Annotated in this window: 30 protein-coding genes; 27 read left to right on the top strand and 3 right to left on the bottom strand. The window is 69.0% G+C overall.

Features of this window, described 5'->3' with window-relative positions:
• Window positions 1-10: 10 nt before the first annotated feature.
• Complete coding sequence (locus AC069H_RS11010) at window positions 11-1201, bottom strand: lipase family protein (protein WP_478232134.1); 1191 nt, start codon at window positions 1199-1201, stop codon at window positions 11-13.
• A 298-nt stretch (window positions 1202-1499) separates the two neighbouring features.
• Here AC069H_RS11010 and AC069H_RS11005 point away from each other — a divergent pair, with 298 nt between their 5' ends.
• The 21 genes from AC069H_RS11005 to AC069H_RS10905 all read left to right on the top strand — a co-directional run bounded on the left by AC069H_RS11005 (window position 1500) and on the right by AC069H_RS10905 (window position 18001).
• A complete protein-coding gene (locus AC069H_RS11005; protein WP_478232133.1) occupies window positions 1500-2108 on the top strand; it encodes a DUF1707 SHOCT-like domain-containing protein in 609 nt (202 codons plus the stop codon).
• 81 nt (window positions 2109-2189) lie between these two features.
• A complete protein-coding gene (gene hrcA / locus AC069H_RS11000) occupies window positions 2190-3215 on the top strand; it encodes a heat-inducible transcriptional repressor HrcA (RefSeq protein ID WP_478232132.1) in 1026 nt (341 codons plus the stop codon).
• Between the two features lie 42 nt (window positions 3216-3257).
• Entirely contained in the window at window positions 3258-4418 is a 1161-nt protein-coding gene (dnaJ, locus tag AC069H_RS10995; RefSeq protein WP_340685434.1) for a molecular chaperone DnaJ, read from the top strand.
• 3 nt (window positions 4419-4421) lie between these two features.
• Entirely contained in the window at window positions 4422-5174 is a 753-nt protein-coding gene (locus tag AC069H_RS10990) for a 16S rRNA (uracil(1498)-N(3))-methyltransferase (RefSeq protein ID WP_340685433.1), read from the top strand.
• Between the two features lie 528 nt (window positions 5175-5702).
• On the top strand, window positions 5703-6053 hold the full coding sequence (locus AC069H_RS10985) for a histidine triad nucleotide-binding protein (protein ID WP_478232131.1): 351 nt from the start codon (window positions 5703-5705) through the stop codon (window positions 6051-6053).
• A 114-nt stretch (window positions 6054-6167) separates the two neighbouring features.
• Complete coding sequence (locus AC069H_RS10980; RefSeq protein WP_478227716.1) at window positions 6168-7250, top strand: PhoH family protein; 1083 nt, start codon at window positions 6168-6170, stop codon at window positions 7248-7250.
• 55 nt (window positions 7251-7305) lie between these two features.
• Entirely contained in the window at window positions 7306-7860 is a 555-nt protein-coding gene (gene ybeY, locus AC069H_RS10975; protein WP_340685430.1) for an rRNA maturation RNase YbeY, read from the top strand.
• An 11-nt stretch (window positions 7861-7871) separates the two neighbouring features.
• Window positions 7872-9224: a hemolysin family protein gene (locus AC069H_RS10970; protein WP_478232130.1), complete on the top strand. Its 1353-nt coding sequence runs from the start codon at window positions 7872-7874 to the stop codon at window positions 9222-9224.
• Window positions 9217-9543, top strand: coding sequence for a cytidine deaminase (locus tag AC069H_RS10965; protein WP_192745782.1), 327 nt, complete (start codon window positions 9217-9219; stop codon window positions 9541-9543). Before AC069H_RS10970 ends, AC069H_RS10965 begins: the two co-directional genes overlap by 8 nt.
• Complete coding sequence (era, locus tag AC069H_RS10960) at window positions 9543-10442, top strand: GTPase Era (protein WP_478227719.1); 900 nt, start codon at window positions 9543-9545, stop codon at window positions 10440-10442. The genes AC069H_RS10965 and era overlap by 1 nt, the downstream gene beginning before the upstream one ends.
• A gap of 156 nt (window positions 10443-10598) precedes the next feature.
• Window positions 10599-10940: a CD225/dispanin family protein gene (locus AC069H_RS10955; protein WP_478227720.1), complete on the top strand. Its 342-nt coding sequence runs from the start codon at window positions 10599-10601 to the stop codon at window positions 10938-10940.
• Between the two features lie 25 nt (window positions 10941-10965).
• Window positions 10966-11316: a CD225/dispanin family protein gene (locus AC069H_RS10950; RefSeq protein WP_478227721.1), complete on the top strand. Its 351-nt coding sequence runs from the start codon at window positions 10966-10968 to the stop codon at window positions 11314-11316.
• Window positions 11313-11765: a DUF2752 domain-containing protein gene (locus AC069H_RS10945; RefSeq protein ID WP_478227722.1), complete on the top strand. Its 453-nt coding sequence runs from the start codon at window positions 11313-11315 to the stop codon at window positions 11763-11765. The genes AC069H_RS10950 and AC069H_RS10945 overlap by 4 nt, the downstream gene beginning before the upstream one ends.
• A 147-nt stretch (window positions 11766-11912) precedes the next feature.
• Window positions 11913-13133: an RDD family protein gene (locus tag AC069H_RS10940; RefSeq protein WP_478232129.1), complete on the top strand. Its 1221-nt coding sequence runs from the start codon at window positions 11913-11915 to the stop codon at window positions 13131-13133.
• 54 nt (window positions 13134-13187) lie between these two features.
• Window positions 13188-13655, top strand: a complete 468-nt coding sequence (locus AC069H_RS10935; RefSeq protein ID WP_091599740.1) for a CD225/dispanin family protein — start codon at window positions 13188-13190, stop codon at window positions 13653-13655.
• 38 nt (window positions 13656-13693) lie between these two features.
• Entirely contained in the window at window positions 13694-14125 is a 432-nt protein-coding gene (locus tag AC069H_RS10930; RefSeq protein ID WP_038517052.1) for a CD225/dispanin family protein, read from the top strand.
• Window positions 14126-14174: 49 nt separating this feature from the next.
• On the top strand, window positions 14175-14936 hold the full coding sequence (recO, locus tag AC069H_RS10925; RefSeq protein ID WP_125676128.1) for a DNA repair protein RecO: 762 nt from the start codon (window positions 14175-14177) through the stop codon (window positions 14934-14936).
• Between the two features lie 39 nt (window positions 14937-14975).
• The gene (locus tag AC069H_RS10920; RefSeq protein WP_340685422.1) at window positions 14976-15806 is read left to right on the top strand and encodes an isoprenyl transferase; all 831 of its coding nucleotides are present in this window, start codon (window positions 14976-14978) and stop codon (window positions 15804-15806) included.
• Window positions 15803-16225, top strand: a complete 423-nt coding sequence (locus AC069H_RS10915; protein WP_478232128.1) for a hypothetical protein — start codon at window positions 15803-15805, stop codon at window positions 16223-16225. The genes AC069H_RS10920 and AC069H_RS10915 overlap by 4 nt, the downstream gene beginning before the upstream one ends.
• Window positions 16226-16262: 37 nt before the next feature.
• On the top strand, window positions 16263-17279 hold the full coding sequence (locus AC069H_RS10910; RefSeq protein WP_478227725.1) for a permease: 1017 nt from the start codon (window positions 16263-16265) through the stop codon (window positions 17277-17279).
• The gene (locus AC069H_RS10905) at window positions 17276-18001 is read left to right on the top strand and encodes a TIGR03943 family putative permease subunit (RefSeq protein WP_340685421.1); all 726 of its coding nucleotides are present in this window, start codon (window positions 17276-17278) and stop codon (window positions 17999-18001) included. The genes AC069H_RS10910 and AC069H_RS10905 overlap by 4 nt, the downstream gene beginning before the upstream one ends.
• An 85-nt stretch (window positions 18002-18086) precedes the next feature.
• On the opposite strand, the gene AC069H_RS10900 is transcribed toward AC069H_RS10905, so the two are convergent.
• Together AC069H_RS10900 and AC069H_RS10895 are read right to left on the bottom strand one after the other, a co-directional pair.
• The gene (locus tag AC069H_RS10900) at window positions 18087-18500 is read right to left on the bottom strand and encodes a Fur family transcriptional regulator (RefSeq protein WP_034316411.1); all 414 of its coding nucleotides are present in this window, start codon (window positions 18498-18500) and stop codon (window positions 18087-18089) included.
• A gap of 2 nt (window positions 18501-18502) precedes the next feature.
• The gene (locus AC069H_RS10895) at window positions 18503-18886 is read right to left on the bottom strand and encodes an ArsR/SmtB family transcription factor (protein WP_478232127.1); all 384 of its coding nucleotides are present in this window, start codon (window positions 18884-18886) and stop codon (window positions 18503-18505) included.
• Between the two features lie 257 nt (window positions 18887-19143).
• Here AC069H_RS10895 and AC069H_RS10890 point away from each other — a divergent pair, with 257 nt between their 5' ends.
• The 6 genes from AC069H_RS10890 (at window position 19144) to AC069H_RS10865 (ending at window position 24944) form a co-directional block, all read left to right on the top strand.
• Entirely contained in the window at window positions 19144-20217 is a 1074-nt protein-coding gene (locus AC069H_RS10890; RefSeq protein ID WP_478232126.1) for a hypothetical protein, read from the top strand.
• 7 nt (window positions 20218-20224) lie between these two features.
• Window positions 20225-20854: a class F sortase gene (locus tag AC069H_RS10885; RefSeq protein ID WP_478232125.1), complete on the top strand. Its 630-nt coding sequence runs from the start codon at window positions 20225-20227 to the stop codon at window positions 20852-20854.
• 158 nt (window positions 20855-21012) lie between these two features.
• Complete coding sequence (locus AC069H_RS10880; RefSeq protein WP_478232124.1) at window positions 21013-21675, top strand: class F sortase; 663 nt, start codon at window positions 21013-21015, stop codon at window positions 21673-21675.
• Between the two features lie 91 nt (window positions 21676-21766).
• Complete coding sequence (locus AC069H_RS10875; protein WP_340685416.1) at window positions 21767-23155, top strand: glycine--tRNA ligase; 1389 nt, start codon at window positions 21767-21769, stop codon at window positions 23153-23155.
• Between the two features lie 146 nt (window positions 23156-23301).
• Complete coding sequence (locus AC069H_RS10870; RefSeq protein ID WP_478232123.1) at window positions 23302-24219, top strand: ABC transporter ATP-binding protein; 918 nt, start codon at window positions 23302-23304, stop codon at window positions 24217-24219.
• The gene (locus AC069H_RS10865; RefSeq protein WP_478232122.1) at window positions 24216-24944 is read left to right on the top strand and encodes an ABC transporter permease; all 729 of its coding nucleotides are present in this window, start codon (window positions 24216-24218) and stop codon (window positions 24942-24944) included. The genes AC069H_RS10870 and AC069H_RS10865 overlap by 4 nt, the downstream gene beginning before the upstream one ends.
• Window positions 24945-24951 lie beyond the last annotated feature (7 nt).

Below are 24951 nucleotides of genomic sequence, written 5' to 3'. Positions count from 1 at the left end.
GCGCCGCGCGTCAGAATCGGCCGCAGTTGCCGTTGCCGGCTTGCCCGGTGAACGCGTCCTTCAGCCACTCGGTGGCGTCGCCGGACGCGGTCGTCATACCCAGCGCGTGGGACAAGAACGGCGTGAAGGTCGTCAAGTCCTTCCACTGGACGTTGGCGCCCTTGCCGCACCAGTCCTTCGCCATCTGCTTGCCGACGGCGGCCGGGATGACGTCGTCCAGCGGGCTGTGTTCGACCATGACCGGCATGGCGGGCTTGATCGTGCCGATCCGGTTCTCCGCCACGATCGCGTCGAACGGCGGCTGGGTCAGGTAGGCGGACACCGGCTTGCCGTCCTTGGTCAGCGAGCTGGACTGCTTGTACATGAACTGGAGGACCGCGTTCATGGTGCAGGTCTGCCGGGCCCGCAGGAACAGCTCGGCACCGGCCTGGTTGGCCAGGTCCATCAACCTGGCCTCGGGGTAGGCCTGGTTGAGACCGATCAGGGCGTAACCGAGGAACCCGGCGTACATCCCGCCGTCGAGCGACTTCGACAGCACGGCCTTGTCCGCGGGCGGCGCGCCGGAGTAGACGCCTTTGATGTCCAGTTCGGGCGCGTAGGTGGCGGCCAGTTCGGCGGCGGCCGCGGCGGCACTGCCGCCCTCGGAGTAGCCGGCGATGCCCACCGGGCCCTTGGCGGGCAGGCCCGTTCCCGGCAGCCGCTGCGCGGCGCGGATGACGTCGAGCACGGTGTGCGCCTCGGACAACCGGACGACGTACGGGTGGTCGCCGCCGCCCTCCACCCACGGTCCGATGTAGTCGGTCTGTGCCACGGCGAACCCGGCGCCCAGCAACGCGTTGACGAAACCGCCTTGGAATCCGGAGATCAGGTCCGAGGCCCCCTCGCCCGCGAGGGTTTTCGAGGGAGCGCAGTCCGGCCCCATGCCGAAGGTGAAGGGCGCGTAGGCCACGATCGGCCGTTCGCCGGGACCGTTCCACGGCTTGTCCGGCACCAGAACGGTGCCGCTCACCGCGACTTGCTTGTTCTTGTTGTCCCGCGACAGATATTGGATCCGGGTCGCCTTCGCGCCGTTGTAGGTCGAAGGCTGCGACTTGACCACGTCACCGTTCTCGCCGGCGGGAAGTGGTGAAGAGGAGGTGTACACCGAATTCGTGTCCGCGCTCGCGACCGCCGTGCCCGCGGCGACCAAGGTCGCGGTCAAGATGGCGATGAGGGTATGGCGAAAGGGAGAAGTCATCACTGCGCTCCACGCTGAGTCGGAAAGTGCGGCCGGTGGAAGAATGCCTAGATGGAAGCCCTTCCGTGCCCGCGCGGTCAATCGCCGGTCGTCGAATTGTCGCGGCGGTACGGCTGTCCGCCTCCGCGATTGTCAGGCGGAAAATGGACTTGTCATTACGGTCAGTGCGGAGAAACCGAATTCGCTCATGGTGGTCATGGCTTTCCGTCCGGTCGCCGGGGAATGGCCGGAGCGATCGCCGATTCCGGTTAGCATCGCCGTCATGTCAGAATCGAAGCGGTCGGCGATGCGGGTAGCCGATTCCGATCGCGAAAACGTCGCGCGACTGCTGTGCGAAGCCATGGGTGCGGGACGGATCACCGCCGGTGAACTGGAAACGAGGCTGGACGCCGTCTACGCGGCCAAGACCTTCGCGGAATTCGAACCCGTCGTCGCGGATCTGTCCCCCGGCGGCACGCTCGCCCTGTCCCACACCGGCGACGAGGAGCAAGGCGGACGGCGCTCGTTCGCCGTCATGTCCGCCAGCACGCGGCGGTTCGCCGGGCCACTGCCGCCGAACCATGTCAGCCGCGCGTTCTGGGGCAGCGTGCGCCTCGATCTGCGGCGGGCCCGGATCGACGGCGGACCTTGCACGATCAGGGCGGTGGCGGTCATGGGCGGCGTCAAGATCGTCGTTCCCGAGGACTTCGCGCTCGACGTCCGGGGCATCGGCCTGATGGGCGGATTCGGCACCGGCCGCGGGACGGGGCGGCGGCGGCCGACGACGGGCGCGCCGGTGCTCCGCGTCACGGGTTTCGCCTGGTGGGGGTCCGTGAAGGTGATCCGAAGGCCCGTGGAGCCGCGGCGGCGCTCCCTTCGCGGACGCGGTTGACGGCCCCAAAGAAGTCCGGTGGCTCCCCGGGCACTTCGCCTTCCGTAAACTCGTTGTGAGGACGAGCCGAGGGAGGTGCGGGTGGCCAACGCGGAAGAACGCCGATTCGAAGTGCTGCGCGCGATCGTCGCCGATTACGTCTCCAACCAGGAGCCCGTCGGGTCCAAGGCGATCGTCGACAGACACAACCTCGGGGTGTCCAGCGCCACGGTGCGCAACGACATGGCGGCGCTGGAGGAAGAGGGCTACATCACACAGCCCCACACCAGTGCCGGCCGGATTCCCACCGACAAGGGATACCGCCTGTTCGTCGACCGGATCGCCGAGGTCAAACCGCTCAGCGCGGCCGAACGCCGGGCCATCACGGCCTTCCTCGACAGCGGCACCGACGTCGACGACGTCCTGCGCCGCTCCGTCCGGCTGCTCGCGCAGCTGACCAGGCAGGTCGCGGTCATCCAGTATCCGATGATGACCAACTCCGCCGTCCGCCACCTCGAAGTGGTGCCGCTCACCCCCGCGCGGCTGATGCTGGTGCTGATCACCGATTCCGGCCGCGTCGACCAGCGCACCGTCGACCTCGGGGACGTCATCACCGACGAGAACGTCGCCAGGCTGCGCACGGTGCTCAACGGGGCGCTGGCGGGCCGCCGTCTCTCCGAGGCCGCGGCGGCGGTCGCCGAACTGCCGGAGAAGTCGCCGGGTGAACTGCGCGACAGCCTCACCCGCGTCTGTACCGTGCTGGTGGAATCGCTGGTCGAACACCCCGAAGAGCGGCTGGTGCTCGGCGGCACGGCCAACCTCACCCGCAACGTTTCGGACTTCCCCGGATCGCTGCGGCAGGTGCTGGAGGCGCTCGAGGAGCAGGTCATCGTGCTCAAGCTGCTGGCGGCCGCCCGCAACCCCGGTGCGATCAGCGTGCGCATCGGTGAGGAAAATGAGGACGAGCAGATGCGCAGCACCTCGGTGGTGTCCATCGGCTACGGGATGGACGACATGCTGCTCGGCGGGATGGGCGTCGTCGGGCCGACCAGGATGGACTACCCGAACACCATCGCCGCGGTGCGCGCGGTGGCGAACTACGTGGGGCAGATCCTCTCCGGCCGCTGAACGCGGCGTTGAGGTCTAAGTCAGAAGGAGAAGGCGAAGACGGTGGCGAGGGACTATTACGGCATTCTCGGGGTTGCGAAGAACGCGACGGATCAGGAGATCAAGCGCGCGTACCGCAAACTGGCCCGTGAACTGCACCCCGACGTCAACCCGTCGGAAGACGCTCAGCACCGCTTCGGCGAGGTGACCACCGCGTACGAGGTGCTGTCCGATCCGCAGAAGCGCAAGGTCGTCGACCTCGGCGGCGACCCGATGGACGGCGGCGCCCGCGGCGGCGGAGACCCGTTCTCGGGCTTCGGCGGCCTCGGCGACATCATGGACGCCTTCTTCGGCGCCGCCGGAGGTGGCGGCGGCCGCGGCCGTGGCCCGCGCAGCCGCGTGCAGCCCGGTTCCGACGCGCTCATCCGCCTCGGCCTCACCCTCGAGGAATGCGCCACCGGCGTCGACCGCGAGATCACCGTCGACACCGCCATCGTCTGCGATCTGTGCCGCGGCGCCGGCGCCGCCGAAGGCACCGGCACCAAGACGTGCGACACCTGCGGCGGCGCGGGCGAGGTCCAGTCCGTGCAGCGGTCCTTCCTCGGCCAGGTCGTCACGGCCCGTCCGTGCCCGGTCTGCCGGGGCTTCGGCGAGGTCATCCCCGACCCTTGCCGCCAGTGCGGCGGCGACGGCAGGGTCCGCGCCCGCCGCAACGTCACCGCCAAGATCCCGCCGGGCGTCGGCGACGGCATGCGCATCCGCCTCTCCGGCCAGGGCGAGGTCGGCCCCGGTGGCGGCCCCGCCGGCGACCTGTACGTCGAGATCGACGAGGCCCCCCACGAGGTGTTCGTCCGGCAGGGCAACGACCTGCACTGCAACTTCCGCATCCCGATGACCACCGCCGCCCTCGGCGCCACGGTGCCCATCGAGACGCTCATCGACGGCGACTACGAACTCGACATCGAGCCGGGCACCCAGCCCGCCACCGAACTCGTGCTCACCGCCAAGGGCATGCCGCGGCTGCGGTCCTCCGGCCGCGTCGACGGCCGCGGTGACCTGCACGTCCACATCGACGTCGTGGTGCCGACCAAACTCGACGACGCCCAGCGCGACCTCCTCGTCGAACTCGCCCAGCAACGCGGCGAAGACGTCCCTTCGCTCGCTTCGAACGGCTCCAAGCCCGGCGGGCTGTTCTCCAAGCTGCGCACCAAGAACCACCGGTAACCCGTGCCGGAGACGACACTCCCGGTCTTCCTCACCGCCGCGCTGCCCGGCTCCGGGCGCACCACGCTCGACGGTGAGGAAGCCCGGCACGCCGCCACCGTCCGCCGCCTGCGCGTCGGCGAACGTCTCGTGCTCTCAGACGGCGAAGGCGGCATGGCACGCTGCGTCGTCGAAGCCGTCCAGGCGGGCCGCGACGCGGCGCTCACCCTCGCCATCGAAGAACACTGGATCGAGGAACCGCCCGCCCTGCGCGTCATCGTCGCCCAGGCGCTCGCGAAGGGCGACCGCGGCGAACTCGCCGTCGAACTCGCCACCGAAGCCGGCGCCGACGCCATCGTCCCCTGGCGCGCCGCGCGCAGCGTCGCCCGCTGGGAAGAAGGAACCCGCGGCGACAAAGCCCTCAGCCGCTGGCGCACCACCGCCCGGGCCGCCGCCAAACAAGCCCGCCGCGCCCACGTCCCCGAAGTCGCCGAACCCGTCACCACCCGCGAACTCGCCGAACTCGCCCAGACCGTTTCCCGCGCGCTGGTCCTCGAATCCGGCATCACCACCCGCCTCACCGAGATCGAACTCCCGGCACAAGGCGACATCCTCCTCGTCGTCGGCCCCGAAGGCGGCATCACCGACGAAGAACTGAGTACCCTCACCGACGCCGGCGCGACCGCCATTCGGTTGGGCCCCACCGTTTTGCGCACCTCCACCGCCGCCGCCGTGGCACTCGGGGCGCTGGGGGTTCTCACGGAGCGCTGGAAGTGAAAAAACACCCCACTAATTTGCGGCGAGTTATGGCGCGATCACGCAAACAGCCGTTACTCTCGTCAACTGACGCGCAACACACGGTTTCGGCGCGCCACTGGGGATGAAGCCCAGTCGCGCGCGTGAATCCCCGCCGGGCACCTCCCCCCTCGGTCCGGCGGAGCCGCGGCGGCGGTGGAGCGACCCCCAGGCTCCACCGCGCCGCGGCATCTTCATTTCGGGGCTTCGCAGGCTCCGCCCCGAAATTCGCTGCCGCGGCGCGGTTCCGCGTATCGCCCGGGGGGCCGAGCCCCCCGGACCCCCCACGGTGCGGTCGGCGGGGGTTGGCGGGCGGAGTGGCAAAGCGAAGCGTGCGTAGGGGACCGAGCGTGCGTAGGTCTTCGGTACCGGCATAGGGCCTGGCGGCCCTCGCCTGGTGAGGTAGAGGCGCCTCGGTTGTGTGTCGTCCGTCTGATCACGCGTGTCGTCCATTTCCGCACGTGTGTCGGCCATCCGCGCACGTACTCGGCGTGGGGATAGGGTGGGGGAATGAGTGACGCGGAGACGTTGTTCGAGCGGATCATCGCGGGGGAGATCCCGTCCGACAAGGTGTACGAGGACGCGACGACGTATGCGTTCCGGGACATAGCGCCGCAGGCCCCGGTGCATGTGCTCGTGGTGCCGAAGAAGCGCTACCGGAACGTGGCGGAGCTGGCGGCGGCGGATCCGCAGTTGCTGGCGGATGTCGCGCTTACGGCCCGCAAGGTGGCGGAGATCGAGGGGATCGCCGAGTCCGGTTACCGGGTGGTGTTCAACACCGACGGTGACGCCGGGCAGACCGTCTTCCACGTGCACGCGCACGTGCTCGGTGGCGAGCAGCTGGGGCATTTCGGGAGCTGAAGCGCGCGCCCCGCGGAAACCGGACTGCGTGCCGGCACCCGCAACCAGTAACATCGAACTCGTCACTGTCGTTGAAAATCGCAGCGTAAGCGCAGGAAGTAGGCCCGAGGCCACGTGGCCGGAACCGTACCGGGTGAAGCCGCCCGACCCGACGTTCCCGCGGACGTCATCCCGACGAAGACCGACGAGGCCGCGATCACCGAGGCGGCCCAGTCCCGATTCCCCATCCCCGACGCCGCCGCGCTCAGCCTGCTCGGCTCGAGGGACGAGAACCTCCGCGTCGCCGAGGAACTCCTCGCCGCCGACGTCCACGTCCGGGGCAACGAGGTCACCCTGACCGGCGCACCCGCCGACGTCGCCTTCGCGGAGCGTGTCTTCGCCGAACTCGTGACCATCGCCGGCCGCGGCCAGCAGGTCGACCCGGCCACCGTCCGCCGCACCGTCGGCATGCTCTCCACCGGTGACCACGAGTCACCGGCCGAAGTGCTGAGCATGAACATCATCTCCCGGCGCGGCAAGACGATCCGGCCCAAGACGCTCAACCAGAAGCGCTACGTCGACGCCATCGACAAGCACACGATCGTCTTCGGCATCGGCCCCGCCGGTACCGGCAAGACGTATCTCGCCATGGCGAAGGCCGTCCAGGCACTGCAGGCGAAGCAGGTCACGCGCATCGTGCTGACCCGTCCGGCGGTCGAAGCCGGTGAGCGCCTCGGCTACCTGCCGGGCACGCTCAACGAGAAGATCGACCCGTACCTGCGCCCGCTCTACGACGCGCTGCACGACATGGTCGAGCCCGAGTCGATCCCGCGGCTGATGCAGGCGGGCACCATCGAGATCGCGCCGCTGGCGTACATGCGCGGCCGCACCCTCAACGACGCCTTCATCATCCTCGACGAGGCGCAGAACACCACGCCGGAACAGATGAAGATGTTCCTCACCCGGCTCGGGTTCGGCGCCAAGATCGTCGTCACCGGCGACGTCACGCAGGTCGACCTCCCCACCGGCCAGAAGAGCGGCCTGCGGGTGGTCCGCGACATCCTCGAAGGTGTCGAGGACCTGCACTTCGCCCAGCTCACCAGCCAGGACGTGGTGCGGCACAAGCTCGTCGGCGACATCGTCGACGCGTACGAGAAGTGGCAGGCGCTGCAGGACAGCCAGGACAAGAGCAACGGCTGGAAAGGGCAACGGAGATGAGGATTGAGCGCCCGTTGCCCGAATCGACCAAGGCGCGCACTATCGGGGATGAGAAATGAGCATCGAGATCGCCAATGAATCGGGCGTGAACGTCGACGAGGCCTCCATCGTGTCGGCCGCCCGCTTCGCGCTCGACAAGATGGAGGTCAGCCCGCTCGCCGAGCTGTCCATCCTGCTCGTGACCCTCGAAGTGATGGAGGACCTGCACGAGCGGTGGATGGACCTGCCCGGTCCCACCGACGTGATGGCCTTCCCGATGGACGAGCTCGACTCGTCGCGCCGCCCCGACGCGCCGGACGCCTCGCCCGCGCTGCTCGGCGACATCGTGCTGTGCCCGGCGTTCGCGAAGGACCAGGCCAAGACGGCGGGTCACTCGCTGATGGACGAGCTGCACCTGCTCACCACGCACGGCGTGCTGCACCTGCTCGGCTACGACCACGCCGAACCGGCCGAGGAACGTGAGATGTTCGGCCTGCAGAAGCGGATCCTCGGCGAGTTCCAGGCGGCCGTGGCCGCGCTCAACAAGCGCGACGCGCAGCGGTCCGCGGACGACAGGCTCCTCGGAACCGCCGGCCTCGACGCCGTGCCCGCCGACGAACCGCCGGCCTAGGCGGCGCCGAAATGGGTAGTCCCGCGGCCCTGCTGGTCATCGCCATCGCGCTGATCCTGCTCGCAGGGGTGTTCGCGGCCGCCGACGCGGCGGTCAGCACGGTCTCCAAGGCCCGTGCCGACGGTCTCGTCCGGCTCGGCCGTCCCGGCGCGCGTCAGCTTTCGCTGGTCATCGCCGAACGCCGCCGTCACATCAACCTGATCCTGCTGCTGCGGATGACCTGCGAGCTGACCGCCACCGTGCTGGTCACCGTCGACGTCCTCGGCTGGATCCAGCCGCTGTGGCTCGCCGTGGTCGTCGCCGCCGGTGTGATGGTCGTGGTGAGCTACGTGCTCATCGGGGTCGGCCCGCGCACCCTCGGCCGCCAGCACCCGTACCGGATCGGCCTGGTCGTCGCGGGGCCGGTACGCATCCTCGGCTCGATCCTCGGCCCGCTCAGCAGGCTGCTGATCGTCCTCGGTAACGCCATCACCCCCGGCCGCGGCTTCCGCGAAGGCCCGTTCACCTCCGAAGTCGAACTGCGTGAACTGGTCGACCTCGCCCAGGAACGCGGCGTCGTCGAGGAATCCGAACGCGAGATGATCCATTCGGTGTTCGAGCTCGGTGACACCGTCGCGCGCGAGGTCATGGTGCCGCGGACGGAGATCGTCTGGATCGAGCACGACAAGACCGTGCGCCAGGCGCTCGCGCTGGCCCTGCGGACCGGGTTCACCCGGCTGCCGGTGATCGGCGACTCCGTCGACGACGTGGTGGGCGTGGTCAACATCAAGGACCTCATGCCCGCGTACATGGCCGAGGGCGGCTCGCAGCGCCAGGTCGAGGAGCTGATGAACCCGGCGAGCTTCGTGCCGGACTCGAAGCGGCTCGACGACCTGCTCAAGGAGATGCAGGTCTCCCACAACCACATGGCGATCGCCGTCGACGAGTACGGCGGCACCGCCGGCCTGCTCACCATCGAGGACATCCTCGAGGAGATCGTCGGCGAGATCACCGACGAATCCGACGCAGACGAACGTCCCGAGGTCGAAGAACTCGAAAACGGCGCGGTCCGCGTCTCGTCCCGGCTCTCGACCGACGACCTGGGCGAACTGTTCGGGATCGACCTCGAAGACCACGACGTGGAGACCGTGGGCGGGCTGCTCGCCGAGCGACTGGGTAGGGTCCCGCTGCCGGGGGCCGAAGCCGAGGTCGCCGGGCTTCGGCTGTTCGCCGAAGGCGGTAAGGACCGGCGCGGGCGGATGCGGATCACCACGGTGGTCGTCCACCCCGCCGACGCGGACGCGGTGACCGACGCTGCCCAGGGCAGGCGCCGGACCCGGGTCCCGCAGCCTGATGAAAGTGACAGGAGTGTCGAACATGCCTGAGCTGGACGCCGAAGACCAGAAGCTGGTGACCCTGGCCAGGTCCGCGCGAGCCCGCACCCAGGCCGCCGAGGGCGCCGCGCTCCGCGACACCGACGGACGCACCTACGCGGCGAGCACGGTCGACCAGCCGTCGTTCAAGCTCACCGCGCTGCAGGCCGCCGTCGCCGCCGCCGTTTCGAGCGGAGCCGAAGGAATCGAGGCCGCCGTCGTCGTCAGTGGTGACGCCCTCCTGAACGGCGCCTCGCTCCAGGCGGTGCGGGACATCGCCGAAGACGCCCCGGTCTATCTCGCGGATCCCAGTGGCAAGGTGCTGAGCTGATGGCCGAGCCGCATCGTTCCGGATTCGCCTGCTTCGTCGGACGGCCCAACGCGGGCAAGTCGACGCTGACCAACGCGCTCGTCGGCAGCAAGGTGGCGATCACCTCCAGCAAACCGCAGACCACCCGCCACGCCATCCGCGGCATCGTCCACCGCGACGACGCCCAGCTGGTGATCATCGACACGCCGGGGCTGCACCGGCCGAGAACCCTGCTCGGCGAGCGGCTCAACGACATCGTCCACTCGACATGGTCCGAAGTGGACGTTGTCGGGCTTTGCGTGCCCGCCAACGAAAAAGTCGGTCCCGGTGACCGGTTCATCGCCGCCGAGCTCAAGAAGATCGCCAAGCGCACCCCGGTGATCGGCGTCGTCACCAAAACGGACCTCGTGAAACCCGAGCAGGTCGCCGAGCAGTTGCTCGCCCTGCAGGAGGTCATGGAGTTCGCCGAGCTGATCCCGGTGTCCGCTGTGGACGGTTTCCAGGTCGGCGCGCTCTCGGATCTGCTGGTGCGGCACCTTCCCGAAGGCCCGCAGCTGTACCCGGGCGGCGAACTCACCGACGAACCCGAGCAGATCCTGGTCGCCGAGCTGATCCGCGAGGCGGCGCTGGAGGGTGTCCGGGACGAGCTCCCGCATTCGATCGCCGTCACCGTCGAGGAAATGCTGCCCCACGAGGGCAGGGACGACATGATCGACGTGCACGCGTTCCTTTATGTGGAACGACCGAGCCAGAAGGGCATCATCCTCGGGCACAAGGGTGAGCGGCTGAAGGACGTCGGCGCGCGCGCCCGGCAGCAGATCGAGGGGCTCCTCGGCTCGAAGGTCTACCTCGACCTGCACATCAAGGTCGCCAAAGAGTGGCAGCGCGACCCCCGGCAGTTGCGACGGCTGGGCTTCTGACTGAACGGAATGTCTCGATTCGGTCGCGGAGACCGGTTGATGATGTGGAACCGGACGGGTGACCTTAGAGTCTCAACCCTTGACTCCGGTGATCGCTGATCGGGCGGCGCGCCCGGGTCGCAGTTCCACATCTCATTCGTGAAGGGAAAGCGGTAAATGACCGACAACCAGGGCCTGCCCAACTACTCCGGCGACCCTCAGGGCGGTGGAGGCTTCAACAACCCCGGCCCGCCGCCCAACAACAACCTGGTGTGGGCCATCCTCACCACGATCCTGTGCTGCCTGCCCTTCGGTATCGTCGCCATCGTCAAGGCGAACCAGGTGAACACCCTCTGGGCGCAGGGCCAGCCCGCCGCGGCGCAGGAAGCTGCCGACGCGGCCAAGAAATGGTCGATCATCGCGGCGATCGTCGGTGTCGTACTCGCCATCCTGTACGTCATCCTCGTCGTCGTGCTCGGTGTCTTCGCGACCTCCGTCGACATGAACACCTACCGCTGATCGAGGCGATCGAGGGGGAGACCTCATGACCGACCAGTACCCGAACTACCCGCCTCCGGGCGGGCCACCGCCGCAGCAGCCGTACTACGGCGGCGTGCCGAACTACGGTCCGCCGCCGGACAACAACCTGGTGTGGGCCATTCTCTGCACGGTGTTGTGTTGCTTGCCGCTGGGTATCGTGGCGATCGTGAAGTCGAGCCAGGTGCAGACGTTGTGGTCGCAGGGCTTCCACGCCGAAGCCCAGAAGGCCGCCGACGACGCGAAGAAGTGGTCCATGTGGGGAGCGATCGCCACCGGCGTTCTCGTCCTGCTGTACATCATCTTCATCGTGGTGATGATCATCATCGGTGCTTCGGCGGCGAGCTACACGCCGTGACGTCGTCCGTCTACACGGGATTCCCGGCGCGCGGGTTCAAGGCGAAGGCCCGCGCGCTGGGACCACCCCTGGCCATCGCCGCCGGTGCGGGCCTCGGCTGCGTCGCCCTGTGGCTGGGCGATCCCACCACCCCTGGCGGACCGCTTCCGGTCTGTCCCACCAAGACCCTGCTGGGCATCGTCTGTCCCGGCTGCGGTGGCATGCGCATGGTCTACAGCGCGCTGCACGGGGACATTCCCGCCGCGCTGCACTACAACGCGGTGTCCTTTGTGGTCGTTCTGCTGCTCGTCTGGAGCACCGTCGCCTGGGCGGTCGGAAGACTTCGGGGCCGCGCGGTGAACAGCTGGCTGCACTGGCGCTGGACGCCGCTCGCGTTCGGTGTCGTGTTCGTCGTCTGGTTCGTCATCCGTAACCTGCCCTTCGCCCCGTTCACCTCGCTCTACGTGTGAGTGCCGGGCCGAGGCCCGGATCGTCGGTGGTACCGAGTACGCTCCCGCGCACCGGTCTGCTCGGTGTGTACCCATGCCGTACATTCACCCCGGGTCGCCGCACTAGGCCCCGTGCGCCAGGGGCGAGGAACCAGCGAGGGGATTTCGATGACCACTCCCTACGGCCAGCAGCCGCCGGGACAGCAGCCGCCGGGACAGCAGCCGCCGCCCGGATCCGGGCCCCCGCCGGGGGAGGGGCAGCAGTCACCGCAGCCGCAGCAGCCGTTCGGACAGCAGCCGTCGGGAGAACAGCCTTCGCCGTTCGGGCAACAGGCCCAGCAGTCGCAGCAAGGTGGCCAGCCTTCGCCGTTCGGACAGCAGGCTCCTGGTGAGCAGGCTTCGCCGTTCGGACAACAGCAATCTGGTCAGCCTTCGCCCTTCGGGCAGCAAGCGCCCGCCGAGCAGCCTTCGCCGTTCGGGCAGCAGCAGTCGCAGCCGTTCGGCGCGCAGCCGCAGTCCCCGTTCGGCCAGCAGCCGGGGCAATCTTCGCCGTTCGGGCAGCAGGGCCAGCCCTCGCCGTTCGGTCAGGCCGCCCAGTTCGGCCCGCAGACCGACTACGCCCACTGGGGCCTGCGCGCGGCCGGGTCGCTGATCGACTTCGCGCCGATCTTCGTGCTCCCGATCATCGGCGCCATCATCGCCACGAACGCGAATTCGCTCATCGGCGGCATCATCTCCGTCGTCGGCTACCTCGCCGGGATCGCCTGGACCGTCTACAACCGGTGGATCAAGATGGGCACCACCGGCCAGTCGCTCGGCAAGAAGATCCTGAAGATCAAACTCGTCCGCGAGAGTGACGGGCAGCCGATCGGCCCGCTGATGGCCTTCGTCCGGGACCTGTGCCACAACCTGGACGGCTGGGTTTGCGGTCTCGGCTACCTCTGGCCGCTGTGGGACCAGAAGAAGCAGACGTTCGCCGACAAGATCCTCAGCACCGTCGTCGTGCCGGGCGAAGCCGCCGCGCCCGCGTCGGCGCCCTTCGGCCAGGCGCCGGGATTCCCCGAGCCGCCGCAGCCGGCTTCGTCGTCGTTCCCCGCGCCGCCCTCGCCGTTCGGCCAGCAGCCGCAGCAGCCGTTCGGCGCGCCCCAGCAGCCCCAGCCGTTCGGACAGCAGCCGCAGGGAACCGCGGCGCCGTCCTCGGAGTCCCAGCCTGGACCGGCCCTGGGCGAGTCCGAGCCGACGCAGGTCCTTCGCCCGGGGCAGCAGCCTCAGCAGGCGCCGTCCGGGTTCGACGAAGCCGAGCCGACGCAGAAGATCACCCCGGAGCAGCTGAGGCAGCAGTTGCCCGGAGCGGATGGGCCGAACGGGCCCGGAACACCGCAGCAGTAAGGAACGACCGGCGGGATCCACCCGTCGGGAAGCACGACACAAGTGGGGAACCCGATGACGAACCCGTACGGCCAGCAGCCCGGCCCCGGCCAGCAGCCCTATGGTCAGCAGCCTCAGCCCGGATACGGACCCCCGTCCGGCGCCACGCCCGCGCCGTACGGCCAGCCTTCCGGCGCGAACCCGATGCCGTACGGCCAGCCGGCGCCGTATGGCCAGCCCGCGCCGTACGGTCAGCCCGCGCCCTATGGCGCTCCGGGCGGCATGCCCGGTGGCGGCGACATCAACTCGATCCCGGACTACAAGGGCTGGGCGATCGGCTGCATCTTCCTCTGCTGGATCATCGCGATCTTCGCGATCATGAAGTCCAACGAGGTCAACACGTACAAGATGCAGGGCAACTACGCCGCCGCCATGGACGCGTCGAAGTCGACGAAGACCATGTGCATGATCGCCTCGATCATCGGCGGGGTCGGCTGCCTGTTCTCCATTCTCTGGATCGTCCTGGTCGCCGCGAGCATCTAGCCCGACCCGTAGCCGAAAGAACAACGAGGACCACTTTCATGACCAACCCCTACGGCCAGCAGCAGCCCTACGGACAGCAGCCTGGCTATGGGCCGCCCTCCGGTGGCATGCCCGCTCCCTACGGGCAGCCCGCCCCGTACGGCCAGCCTTCCCCTTACGGCGCTCCGGGCGGTATGCCGGGCGGCGGTGGCGACATCAACGCCATCAAGGACTACAAGGGCTGGGCGATCGGCTGCATCTTCCTCTGCTGGATCATCGCGATCTTCGCGATCATGAAGTCCAACGAGGTCAACACGTACAAGATGCAGGGCAACTACGCCGCCGCCGCGGACGCGTCACGGTCGACACGGACCATGTGCATGATCGCGTCGATCATCGGCGGCCTCGGCTGCCTCTTCGCCATCGTGATGATCATCATCTCGATCGTCGCGGCCGCGTCCGTGCCGAGCTGCTACGGCCGCTACTGCTGATTCCGGGGCGCACCACCCCGATGTCGGTCCCGGGTGGGACGATGTCGGGGTGGTGAACCTCTATCGCGACACCGGAGTGGTGTTGCGGACGCACAAGCTGGGTGAGGCCGACCGGATCGTCACCCTGCTCACGCGGCGGCACGGCAAGGTCCGTGCGGTCGCGAAGGGCGTGCGTCGGACGTCATCGCGCTTCGGGGCCCGTCTGGAGCCGTTCGGGCACGTCGACGTCCAGTTCTACACCGGCCGCTCCCTCGACGTGATCACCCAGGTCGAGACGGTCGACGCCTTCGCGCTGCCCCTGGTGGCCGATTACCAGCGCTACACCGCCGCGAGCGCCATCGCCGAGACGGCGGACCGGTTGTCCGCCGAAGAGGGCGAGCCGGTGCTCAAGCTCTACATGCTCGTCGTCGGAGCCCTTCGCGCGCTCGCGGGCGGGGAGCGGGACAGTTCCCTCATCCTCGATGCCTTCTTCCTGCGGGCGATGGCGTACGCCGGCTGGGCGCCCGCGATCACCGAATGCGCCCGGTGCGGCCTGCCAGGACCGCACAAGGCGTTCAGCGTGTCGGCGGGCGGCTCGATGTGCCCGGATTGCCGGGTCCCCGGCTGTGTCCACCCCTCCCCGGAGGTGCTGACCCTGCTCGCGGCGCTCCTGCACGGCGAGTGGCCGGTGGCCGAGGCTTCGCAGCCGGTGCCGCGGCGGGACGCGTCCGGCCTGGTCGCGGCCCATCTGCAGTGGCATCTGGAGCGCCAGTTGCGGTCGCTGCCGCTGGTGGAGAGGCGTGCGCGGGAGACCAGCACGCAGGCGCAGTAGGGTCGCAGGCACAGGTTCGCTCGATCAGGAGGCTCGAAGGTGCTGCGCAGGGGACGCGAGAACAAGGCGTCACAATTCGAACTTCGCGCGCCGGAGCCGCATCCGTCCGGTGCCCGGCCGCCGGAGATCCCCCGGGAACTCCTCCCGAAGCATGTGGCGCTGGTGATGGACGGCAACGGCCGCTGGGCCAACCAGCGGGGACTGCCGCGGATCGAAGGCCACAAACGCGGGGAAGCGGTGATGATCGACGTCGCCAGCGGTGCCGTGGAGCTGGGCGTCAAATGGCTGTCGGTGTACGCGTTCTCCACCGAGAACTGGAAGCGGAGCCCGGAGGAGGTCCGCTTCCTGATGGGCTTCAACCGCGACACCATCCGCCGCCAGGTCGACTACCTCGGTTCGATCGGCGTCCGCATCCGCTGGGCGGGCCGCCGCCCCAAGCTGTGGGCGAGCGTCATCAAGGAACTGCAGGTCGCCGAGGAGAAGACCAAGCACAACACGGCGCTCAACATGACCATGTGCGTCAACTACGGCGGCCGCGCCGAGCTGGGTGACGCCATGCGGCGGATCGCCCAGGACGTCGCCGACGGGAAGCTGAACCCGGACAAGGTCACCGAGAAGACCATCGGGAAGTACCTGTATCAGCCCGACATGCCGGACGTGGACCTGTTCCTGCGGCCGTCGGGGGAGCAGCGCACGTCGAACTTCCTGCTCTGGCAGTCGGCCTACGCCGAGATGGTCTACCAGGACACGCTCTTCCCGGACTTCGACCGCACCCACCTGTGGCGGGCCTGCCTCGAGTTCGCGAAACGGGACCGCCGCTTCGGCGGGGCCGTCGACAAAGCCGACAAGGCTTCCGAAGGGACCGCATGACCACCGAAGCAGCGGACACGGCGGCGTTGCTGACGTCGGCACGGGAAGCCCTCGAGCGCTATCTCGAAGTCCACGTCGACGACGACGGCGCGCTGACCTTCTCGCACGCGGACGTCCCGTGCGTCATCCAGGCGACCCGGCTGGCCGAAGGGCTGACCGTGCTGAGCCTGACCTGCGTCGTCGCCTGGGACCTGCCGGACGACCCGGCGATCGCGGCCTCTGCGGCGGAACGCGCCGGACAGGGCCTGTTCGGGACGCTCGGCGTCGTGCGCTCGGAGAAGGGCATCGACATCACGCTGAGGTACGCGTTCCCGGCGGAGGGCATGGATTCCTCGCCGCTCGGAACGCTGCTCATGCTGGTCGTCTCGACGGCGTCGCAGCTGCGTTCGGACCTGCTGGGGACCGCTCCCGGGGAGTGACCGCCGGAACGCAGGGTCACCTGGCATCATCGCGCGCATGGAAACCATTTCCAGGAGCGCCCCGGAGCGGAAGCCCGCCCGGCGGTTCAAGATCACCTCGATCGAGGTGCTCTGCGCGATCCTGCTGATCGCGATCCTCGGGCAGAGCTGGCTCCAGCAGGTGTTCGACGTGCCCGCGCTGCGGACCGGCTCGACGGTGTTCGTCGCGGTCTGCGTGCAGGCGTTGCCGTTCCTGGTGCTCGGGGTGCTGATCAGCGGCGCGATCGCGGCGTTCGTGCCCGCGCGGGTGCTGGAGAAGGTGCTTCCTCGCCGGGCCGGCGCGGCGGTCGGTGTCGCGGGGCTGGCCGGGGTCGCGCTGCCGGGTTGTGAGTGCGCGTCGGTGCCCGTCGCGCGGCGGCTGATCGGACAGGGGGTCGCGCCTGCGGCCGCGCTGACGTTCCTGCTGGCCGCGCCCGCGGTGAACCCGGTGGTGCTGGTGGCCACCGCGGTGGCGTTCCCCGGGAACCCGGAGATGGTGTTCGCCCGGTTCGCCGGTTCGCTCGCCACGGCGATGGTGATGGGCTGGCTGTGGGCGAAGTGGGGGAAGCTCGACTGGATGGCGGAGCGCGCTTTGCGGCGTCTTCCCGAGGTCCAGCACGGTTCGCGCTGGAAGACCTTCGCCGAGACCGCGCGGGCGGACCTGGTCGAGGCGGGCGGGTTCCTCGTGCTCGGCGCGATGATCGCCGCCGCGATGAACGTCCTGGTGCCCGCCAAATGGTTCGGGGTACTGGGGGAGCAGATCGTGCTCGGGGTGCTGGTGATGGCCGTGCTCGCCGTCGTGCTGGCGCTGTGCAGTGAGGCCGACGCCTTCGTCGCCGCGTCGCTGACCGCGATGCCGCTGCTGCCGAAGCTGGTGTTCCTGGTGGTCGGGCCCGCGATCGACGTGAAGCTGTTCGCGCTCCAGACCGGTACCTTCGGCAAGTCGTTCGCGCTGCGGTTCGCGCCCGTGACGTTCGTCGTCGCGCTGTCCTGCGCCGTCGTCTCCGGCGTACTCATCCTCGGAGGTGGCGCGTGAAACGCGAGACCCAGAACATCCTCCTGATCCTGCTCGGCGGGGCGCTGCTCAAGATCACGATCAACGGCGACTACCTGCGCTACGTCAAACCCGCGCAACAGCCGTGGATCATCGCCGGCGGTGCGGTGATGGTCGCGCTGGGCGCGGTCGCGATCGTCCGTGACCTGCTGGCCGCGCGGGCCGCCGCCGTCGTGTCCGGGGACGTCCACGCGCACGACCACAACACCCGGTCGGCCTGGCTGCTGATGGTGCCGGTGCTGGCCGTGTTCCTGGTCGCGCCGCCCGCGCTGGGCGCCGATTCGGTGACGCGCACCGAGGCCAGGGCGCCGCAAAGCGCTTCGGCCAGCAACGCGGCCGCCTTCCCGCCGCTGCCCGCCGGGGACGTGGTCCCGTTGGAGGTCAACGAGTTCGTCAGCCGGGCGGGCTGGGACAAGAGCGGCAGCCTGAACGGGCGGACGGTGCGGCTGTCCGGGTTCGTGGTGCACAACGAGGGCAACACGATGCTGGCCAGGATGGTGATCGGCTGCTGCGCCGCCGACGCCTTCCCGATCACCGTGCGGATGGTGGGCGAGGGCGCGTCGGGATTCGGCGACGACACCTGGCTGGAGGTCACCGGGACGGTCGTGCCGGGGACCGCGGTGCGGGAGAACAGCTACATGCCGGACTTGACGCTCACCTCGGTGCGGCAGGTGCCGGCGCCGAAGGACCCCTACGAGTACTGACCGCGCCCCCTGCGGCGTGCGATGAAGGACGCTTTCATAGCAAAATTTGCTATGAAAGCGTCCTTCATCGCACCACTAGAGGGCGTCAGTGGTTCGAGCAGGTCCCGACGATCTCCACGGTGTGGCTGATGTCGGAGAAGCCGTGCTCCGAGGCGATCTTCTCGGCCCACCGCTCCACGGCCGGTCCCTCGACCTCGACGGTGCTGCCGCAGATCCGGCACACCAGGTGATGGTGGTGGTGAGACGAGCAGCGCCGGTAGATGGCCTCGCCGGTATCGGTGCGCAGGACGTCGATCTCGCCCGCCTCCGAGAGCGACTGCAGCGTCCGGTACACCGTGGTGAGCCCGATCCCGTCGCCACGTTTGCGCAGCTCGTCGTGCAGTTCCTGGGCGGAACGGAAGTCGTCGATCTCCTTGAGCAGCTCGACCACGGCGGCCCGCTGTTTCGTCGACCGGCGTCCCGGCACCGGCGCGGAACTGTTGGCCGTCGTCGGACTCATGCTCACTTCCCCTCCTGAACGTGGGCTACGGCGTCCACCACGATATGCGCAAGGTGATCGTCGACCAGCCGGTACACCACCTCACGGCCGCGTCGCTCACCCTGTACGACACCCGCGGTCTTCAGTACCCGCAGGTGCTGGCTGATCAGCGGCTGCGCGACATCGAGCGTGTCCACCAGTTCGTGGACGCACCGGTCCGCGTTACGCAGCTGCAGCACGATGGCGATGCGCACGGGTGCGGCGAGTGCCCGGAGCAGGTCGCCGGCGTCCGAGAGGACGGCGGGCGAGGCCGACACGGCGGGTTCGGCGGGGGGACGGGCCGACGAATGCGGACCGGGGTCTTCCGAGAGGCCCGGGGCGGCCGAGTCCGGGGTCACCGTAGCCATCGCCGCCTCCATGTTCATGATTTCCGAAGTCATTGCCAGTAACAGTCCAGTCCATCTTAGTGTTCCCGTCCCGGGTGGTCTGTTCGCCGACCGGGCGACCACTCGGCGGCGGCGTTACTGCTCCATTCGGGTGACTTCGCGGAGAAATGGCCATTCCGCTTCGCATGTCGTCGCCGACGGTGCAAGGTTGTCGCGGAGCGTTTCGTCGCTTCTCGCTGACGATCGCGCTCTGAGAGCCCGAGAGGCAGTGGGGAGACATGACTCGTTTCGTGACGAAGCTGGCCGCCGCGACGGCGGCCATCGCTTTGGCGTCGGTTCCGGGGCTCGCCTCGGCGCAGACGACGCAGGCCGTCGATGAGAAGACCGGTCCCGTGTCGTTCGCGAACGTGGCGTCGGTGCGCATCGGGAACCCGGGATCACTGATCACCGAGACCCAGCGTTCGCCGTTGACCCCCGGCCAGTCGAAACTCTCCCCGGACCGCACCGTCGTCCCGCGTGACGCCGGTGAGCGGACCACCCTCGGTGACCAATGGGCGATCAACCTTGGCCGTTACGGCGATCAGAGCCCCTTCCCGGCCGGGATCGCCAGCCGCGACCACAACGTGATCGCCGCGCTGCAGCAGACCACGGTCCCGACGGCGGTCGCGGAGAGCAACTACGCCCTCATCGACAACGGGCGCGGCGGCGCGAAGCCCATCGACAACACCGTGCTGGTGCTCGAAGGCGCGAAGAGCTCCGTCGACTGCTCCTCGCCTGGCAAGGCGACGTCGTCGACGAGCGTGGGCAAGATCTGGGTGCGGGACCAGAACGGTGACCTGAAGCCGTCCGGCGCTTCGGGTATCGACGTCAAGGGACTCAAGCTCGGCCCGCCGTCGACCGGCGGGATCGACAAGACGGCCAGCAAGGACAAGACCACCTCCGACCTGACCGTGTCGCGGGTGACCGCCTTCGACCAGCTCATCCGGCAGGACGGCTGGCGCGCCGGTGACGTGACCGCGGTGGCGGGCTGGAAGGTCGACGTCGTCACGCACGTGCGCGACGAGGAGGACAAGGATCTGCGCGAGGCCCGCACGACGATCGTGCTCGGCGGCGTGAGCTGCGGTATCCCGAGGAACTTCGTGGCGAAGCCCGCCGGCGGTACGGGACCCGGCGCCGCGCCCGCGCAGCCCGCGGTGCCGGGCACGGTGCCCGCGGGCGGTATCCCGCCGCAGACCGCGGACTCGACGCGGACCGTGGTCGGGCTCGGGCTGCTGGGCGGCGGCATCGTGATCGGCGCCGCGGCCATGCTGCTGCTCCGCCGTCGCAAGCCCGTGCCGGTGCGGGAGAAGTAGCGGCCCCGTGCGGTCCTGGCTGGCGGTACTGTCCGCCGTCGTCACCGCGCTCGCCATCTCAGCGGGCGTCGTCGTGCTGACCTGGATCCCGCCGGAACCGGCGGTCTCGTTCGCGGAACCCGCGGTCATGCCGGGCGAGGACGGCGCTCCCTTGGCGCTGCCCGCCGACAGTTCGAAACGGGGGCAGCGGCCCGGCACGATCCGCCTGCCCGAAGGCGGATCGGCGAAACTCGTCCGCTCCGAGGTCACCTCCCACGGTGTCCTCCCGATCCCGCGCGGCCTCGGCGGCGCGGCGTGGTGGGGTGCGCGGCTCGGCGCCGAAACGGGTACGTCGCTGATCTCCGGGCACGTCAACTGGGGCGGCGTCAAAGGGCCCTTCGACGAGCTGTGGCGGATGCACGAGGGCCAGGAGGTGGCCGTCAGCGACGCGGCGGGCGGCATCTGGGTCTATCGCGTGCGCGAGGTCGTCACCGTGCACAAGAACGACCTGCCCGCGCGGGCGGCGAAGCTGTTCGCGCAGAGCGGGCCGCACCGGCTGGTGCTGGTCACCTGCGGCGGCGACTACCTCGGGGGAACGGACGGCTACCGGGACAACCGGGTCATCGTCGCGACTCTCGTTTCCGGGCCGCCCGCCTGACTCCCGCATTTCGTCCTCTGAATGCGGTCCATGCGTGCGCAACTACCGCATTCAGAGGACGAAATGCGGGAAGTCGGTGCAACCTCTCTCGGCTCGCGTCGCGTGTCTAGCCACACCGGCCGCTCCGGCGGCTTGACGCGAGCAAGGAGTAATACCCGATGGTGGGACAGTTCGACGACGGTACGGCGAGCGAGGAGCGGCCGAGAAAGCGTTCCGGCCTGGGCTGGATCCTCGCCGGTGGCGCGATCTTCGTGGTGGCGGCCGTGGTCGCGGTGCTGGTTTTCACCGGAAAGAGTGATTCCGTCGTCGCGGCCGCCCAGGACCAGGTGACCACGTCGTCGGTGCAGACACCCCAGGCTCCGGCGGACATGGGACAGGCGCCCGGCACGGTCAGGCTCCCCGGCGGCGGCACGGCGAAACTGATCCGCAAGGAACTGACCGCGGACGGGACCCTCCCCATCCCCGAGGGTCTCGACGAAGCCACCTGGTGGGGCGCGAAACTGGGCGCCGGCCAGGGCGCTTCCCTGCTTTCCGGGCATGTGAACTGGAAGGGGAAGAAGGGCCCGTTCGACGACCTGTGGCGGCTCAAGACCGGCCAGCAGGTCGACCTCGTCGACACCGACGGCGGCAAGTGGGTCTACCAGATCGGCGAGATCGTCACCGTGCACAAGACGAAGCTGGCCGAGCAGGCGGAGAAGCTGTTCGGACCGGACGGGCCGCATCGGCTGGTGCTGGTCACCTGTGGTGGCGAGTACGTCGGCGGGACCGACGGTTACGAGGACAACCGCATCGTCACCGCCTCCTTGGTCAGCAGGCCCTGAGCGGTCCGACCTCGCCGGAGGTCGTGCGGGGACGGGCGGTTAGTCTTGTCCTTCTAGTCCATACCCGTCCCCGCATGCTTCGGAGCGTGGAGTGCCCGCCAACACCATTGAGACCGTCGTCAGCCTGTGCAAGCGTCGAGGCTTCGTTTTCCCGTGTGGAGAGATCTACGGCGGTACCAAGTCGGCGTGGGACTACGGGCCCCTCGGTGTCGAACTGAAGGACAACATCAAGCGCCAGTGGTGGAAGACCGTCGTGCAGAGCCGCGACGACGTCGTCGGCCTCGACTCCTCGGTCATCCTGCCGCGCCAGGTGTGGGTCGCGTCGGGTCACCTCGACGTCTTCACCGACCCGCTGATCGAATGTCTGTCCTGCCACAAGCGTTTCCGCGCCGACCAGCTGGCCGAGGACTTCTCCGCCCGCTCGGGCAAGGAGGTGTCCGAGGACGACCTGTCCGAGGTGCCGTGCCCGAACTGCGGCACCCGCGGGCAGTACACCGCGCCGCGTGACTTCAACATGATGCTCAAGACCTACCTCGGCCCGGTCGAGTCCGAGGAAGGTGTGCACTACCTCCGCCCGGAGACCGCGCAGGGCATCTTCATCAACTTCCTCAACGTGCAGACCGCGGCGCGCAAGAAGCCGCCGTTCGGCATCGGCCAGATCGGCAAATCGTTCCGGAACGAGATCACGCCGGGCAACTTCATCTTCCGCACGCGCGAGTTCGAGCAGATGGAGATGGAGTTCTTCGTCGAGCCGGGCGAGGACGAGACCTGGCACCAGTACTGGATCGACGCGCGCACCGAGTGGTACAAGGATCTCGGCATCAAGGCGGACAACCTCCGCCTTTACGAGCACCCAAAGGAAAAGCTTTCCCACTACTCGAAGCGCACCGTCGACATCGAGTACCGCTTCGCGTTCAACGCGGGCCAGGAATGGGGCGAGCTCGAAGGCATCGCGAACCGCACCGACTTCGACCTCACGACGCACTCGAACCACTCCGGCGTCGACCTGTCGTTCTTCGACCAGGCCACGAAGCAGCGGTTCCGCCCGTTCGTCATCGAGCCCGCGGCCGGTGTCGGCCGGTCGATGATGGCGTTCCTCGTCGACGCGTACCACGAGGAAGAGGTGCCGAACGCCAAGGGCAGCACCGACACCCGCGCGGTGCTCAAGCTGGACTACCGGCTCGCGCCGTTCAAGGTCGCCGTCCTCCCGTTGTCGCGCAACGCCGATCTCACGCCGAAGGCGCGCGACGTCGCGGCGGCGCTGCGCAAGCACTGGAACGCCGACTTCGACGACGCCGGCGCGATCGGCCGCCGCTACCGGCGCCAGGACGAGATCGGGACGCCGTACTGCGTCACCGTCGACTTCGACTCGCTCAACGACCACGCGGTGACCGTGCGGGAGCGCGACACCATGGCGCAGGAGCGGGTCGCGATCGACAAGCTGGAGTCGTACCTGGCGGGTCGGCTGATCGGCGCCTGACGCCCGTTCCTAGCGCGTGAAGGCCCCCTTCCCTCTGCTCAGCCGAGGGAAGGGGGCCTTCACGCGCTATACCCCTGACAACTGTCACCCTCAGGTCGTGACGCGCGGCCCACGCCCAGGCCGCCCGGTCGCGACAGGCTTGAGGCATGCGAGAACAAGACATCACCGCGGGGGCGGCGGTCCGGCTTTCCGGTCTGCGTAAGCACTACGGCGACGTCCACGCCGTCGACGGCGTGGACCTGACGATCGCGCCGGGCGAGGTGGTCGCCCTCCTCGGCCCCAACGGCGCGGGCAAATCCACCACGGTCGACATGATCCTGGGCCTGAGCGTGCCCGACAGCGGCTCCGTGACCGTCTTCGGGCGTGAGCCGGGGGACGCGGTCGGCGACGGGATGATCGGCGCGATGCTGCAGGGCGGCGCCCTCGTCGAGGATCTCACGGTCGCCGAGACCGTCGGCATGGTCGCGGCGCTGCACCGCGAGCCGATGCCCGTGCGCGAGGCGTTGCGCCGCGCCGGGATCGATGACCTCGCGAACCGGCTCTCCACCAAGCTTTCCGGTGGGCAGAAGCAGCGCGTGCGGTTCGCCGTCGCGCTCGTGAGCGACCCCGATCTGCTGATCCTCGACGAGCCGACCGCCGCGATGGACGTCGGCACTCGCCGCGAGTTCTGGAAGTCCATGTACGAGTACACGAACTCGGGTTGCACGGTCCTGTTCGCGACCCACTATCTCGAAGAGGCCGAAGAGTTCGCCGACCGTGTCGTGCTGATGCGGTCGGGGCGGATCGTCGCGGACGGTTCGGTCGCGCAGGTCCGTGCGCTGGCCGGCGGGCGCACGATCCGCGCGGTGGCGCCCGCGGCGGCTGAGCCGGTGATCGCGGGGCTGCCCGCGGTCACCGGTTTCGAACTCCGCGCCGGTCGCGTGGCGATCTCCAGTTCCGATTCCGACACGACGTTGCGGGCGCTGCTGACCCACGTGCCCGGAGCGCACGACATCGAGATCAGCGCCGTCGGTCTCGAAGGCGCGTTCCTGTCCCTGACCACCGGCGAGGAAGCCGTCCGATGAACCCCGCCTACCTCAAGACCGAGATCGTCCGTACCTTTCGTTCGACGCGGTTCGTGCTCTTCGCCGTCGCCTTCCCGGTGCTGATGTTCCTGTTGCAGGCCAACGTTCTCGCAGGGGGCGAGGTGGACATCGCCGGCGTGATCATGGTCAACATGATGGCCTTCGGGGCCTTCTCCGCCGCCATGACGAGCGGCGCGAAACTCGCCATCGAGCGGTCCACCGGCTGGCAGCGCCAGCTGCGGCTGACCCCGTTGACCGGAGCCGGTTACCTCGGCGGCAAGGCGCTCTCGGCGATGCTCGTCGCGCTCCCGTCGCTGCTCGTCGTCCCGCTGGCCGGCGTCCTCTTCCAAGGCGTCCACCTCGACGCCGCCGGCTGGCTGCGGCTCGTGGCAGGTATCTGGCTCGGCGCGATCCCGCTGGTGCTGCTCGGCCTCCTGCTCGGCCAGTTCGGCACGCCGGAGTCGATGCAGCCGCTGAACATGATCGTCATGATGGGCATGGGGTTCCTCGGCGGCCTGTGGATCCCGATCGACGGGATGCCGTCGTGGATGGCCGGCATCGCCCGGGTGACGCCGACGTACTGGCTGATCCAACTGGTCCGCCCGGTCGTCACCGACCAGCTCACGGTGAGTCTCCCGGCCGCGCTCGGCGTGCTGGCGGCGTGGACCGCGGTCCTCGGGGCGCTCGTGATCAGGCGTTACCGTAAGGACAGTGCGCGGGTCTGAGAAGGGT

It is taken from the genome of Amycolatopsis sp. NPDC043887 (assembly GCF_056435665.1).
Note: the sequence above shows the minus strand (reverse complement) of the source record. Positions and strands in the feature narration are given on the sequence as shown.

What these genes read in the sequence shown, in the direction of transcription:
- AC069H_RS10870 (WP_478232123.1), top strand. Translation starts at nt 23,302, where the DNA reads ATGCGAGAACAAGACATCACCGCGGGGGCGGCGGTCCGGCTTTCCGGT.
- AC069H_RS10895 (WP_478232127.1), bottom strand. Translation starts at nt 18,886, where the DNA reads ATGGCTACGGTGACCCCGGACTCGGCCGCCCCGGGCCTCTCGGAAGAC.
- AC069H_RS10935 (WP_091599740.1), top strand. Translation starts at nt 13,188, where the DNA reads ATGACGAACCCGTACGGCCAGCAGCCCGGCCCCGGCCAGCAGCCCTAT.
- AC069H_RS11005 (WP_478232133.1), top strand. Translation starts at nt 1,500, where the DNA reads ATGTCAGAATCGAAGCGGTCGGCGATGCGGGTAGCCGATTCCGATCGC.
- AC069H_RS10900 (WP_034316411.1), bottom strand. Translation starts at nt 18,500, where the DNA reads ATGAGTCCGACGACGGCCAACAGTTCCGCGCCGGTGCCGGGACGCCGG.
- AC069H_RS10910 (WP_478227725.1), top strand. Translation starts at nt 16,263, where the DNA reads ATGGAAACCATTTCCAGGAGCGCCCCGGAGCGGAAGCCCGCCCGGCGG.
- era (WP_478227719.1), top strand. Translation starts at nt 9,543, where the DNA reads ATGGCCGAGCCGCATCGTTCCGGATTCGCCTGCTTCGTCGGACGGCCC.
- AC069H_RS10950 (WP_478227721.1), top strand. Translation starts at nt 10,966, where the DNA reads ATGACCGACCAGTACCCGAACTACCCGCCTCCGGGCGGGCCACCGCCG.
- AC069H_RS10955 (WP_478227720.1), top strand. Translation starts at nt 10,599, where the DNA reads ATGACCGACAACCAGGGCCTGCCCAACTACTCCGGCGACCCTCAGGGC.
- AC069H_RS10880 (WP_478232124.1), top strand. Translation starts at nt 21,013, where the DNA reads ATGGTGGGACAGTTCGACGACGGTACGGCGAGCGAGGAGCGGCCGAGA.
- AC069H_RS10915 (WP_478232128.1), top strand. Translation starts at nt 15,803, where the DNA reads ATGACCACCGAAGCAGCGGACACGGCGGCGTTGCTGACGTCGGCACGG.
- AC069H_RS10890 (WP_478232126.1), top strand. Translation starts at nt 19,144, where the DNA reads ATGACTCGTTTCGTGACGAAGCTGGCCGCCGCGACGGCGGCCATCGCT.
- AC069H_RS10965 (WP_192745782.1), top strand. Translation starts at nt 9,217, where the DNA reads ATGCCTGAGCTGGACGCCGAAGACCAGAAGCTGGTGACCCTGGCCAGG.
- AC069H_RS10940 (WP_478232129.1), top strand. Translation starts at nt 11,913, where the DNA reads ATGACCACTCCCTACGGCCAGCAGCCGCCGGGACAGCAGCCGCCGGGA.
- ybeY (WP_340685430.1), top strand. Translation starts at nt 7,306, where the DNA reads ATGAGCATCGAGATCGCCAATGAATCGGGCGTGAACGTCGACGAGGCC.
- AC069H_RS10985 (WP_478232131.1), top strand. Translation starts at nt 5,703, where the DNA reads ATGAGTGACGCGGAGACGTTGTTCGAGCGGATCATCGCGGGGGAGATC.
- AC069H_RS10930 (WP_038517052.1), top strand. Translation starts at nt 13,694, where the DNA reads ATGACCAACCCCTACGGCCAGCAGCAGCCCTACGGACAGCAGCCTGGC.
- AC069H_RS10865 (WP_478232122.1), top strand. Translation starts at nt 24,216, where the DNA reads ATGAACCCCGCCTACCTCAAGACCGAGATCGTCCGTACCTTTCGTTCG.
- AC069H_RS10970 (WP_478232130.1), top strand. Translation starts at nt 7,872, where the DNA reads ATGGGTAGTCCCGCGGCCCTGCTGGTCATCGCCATCGCGCTGATCCTG.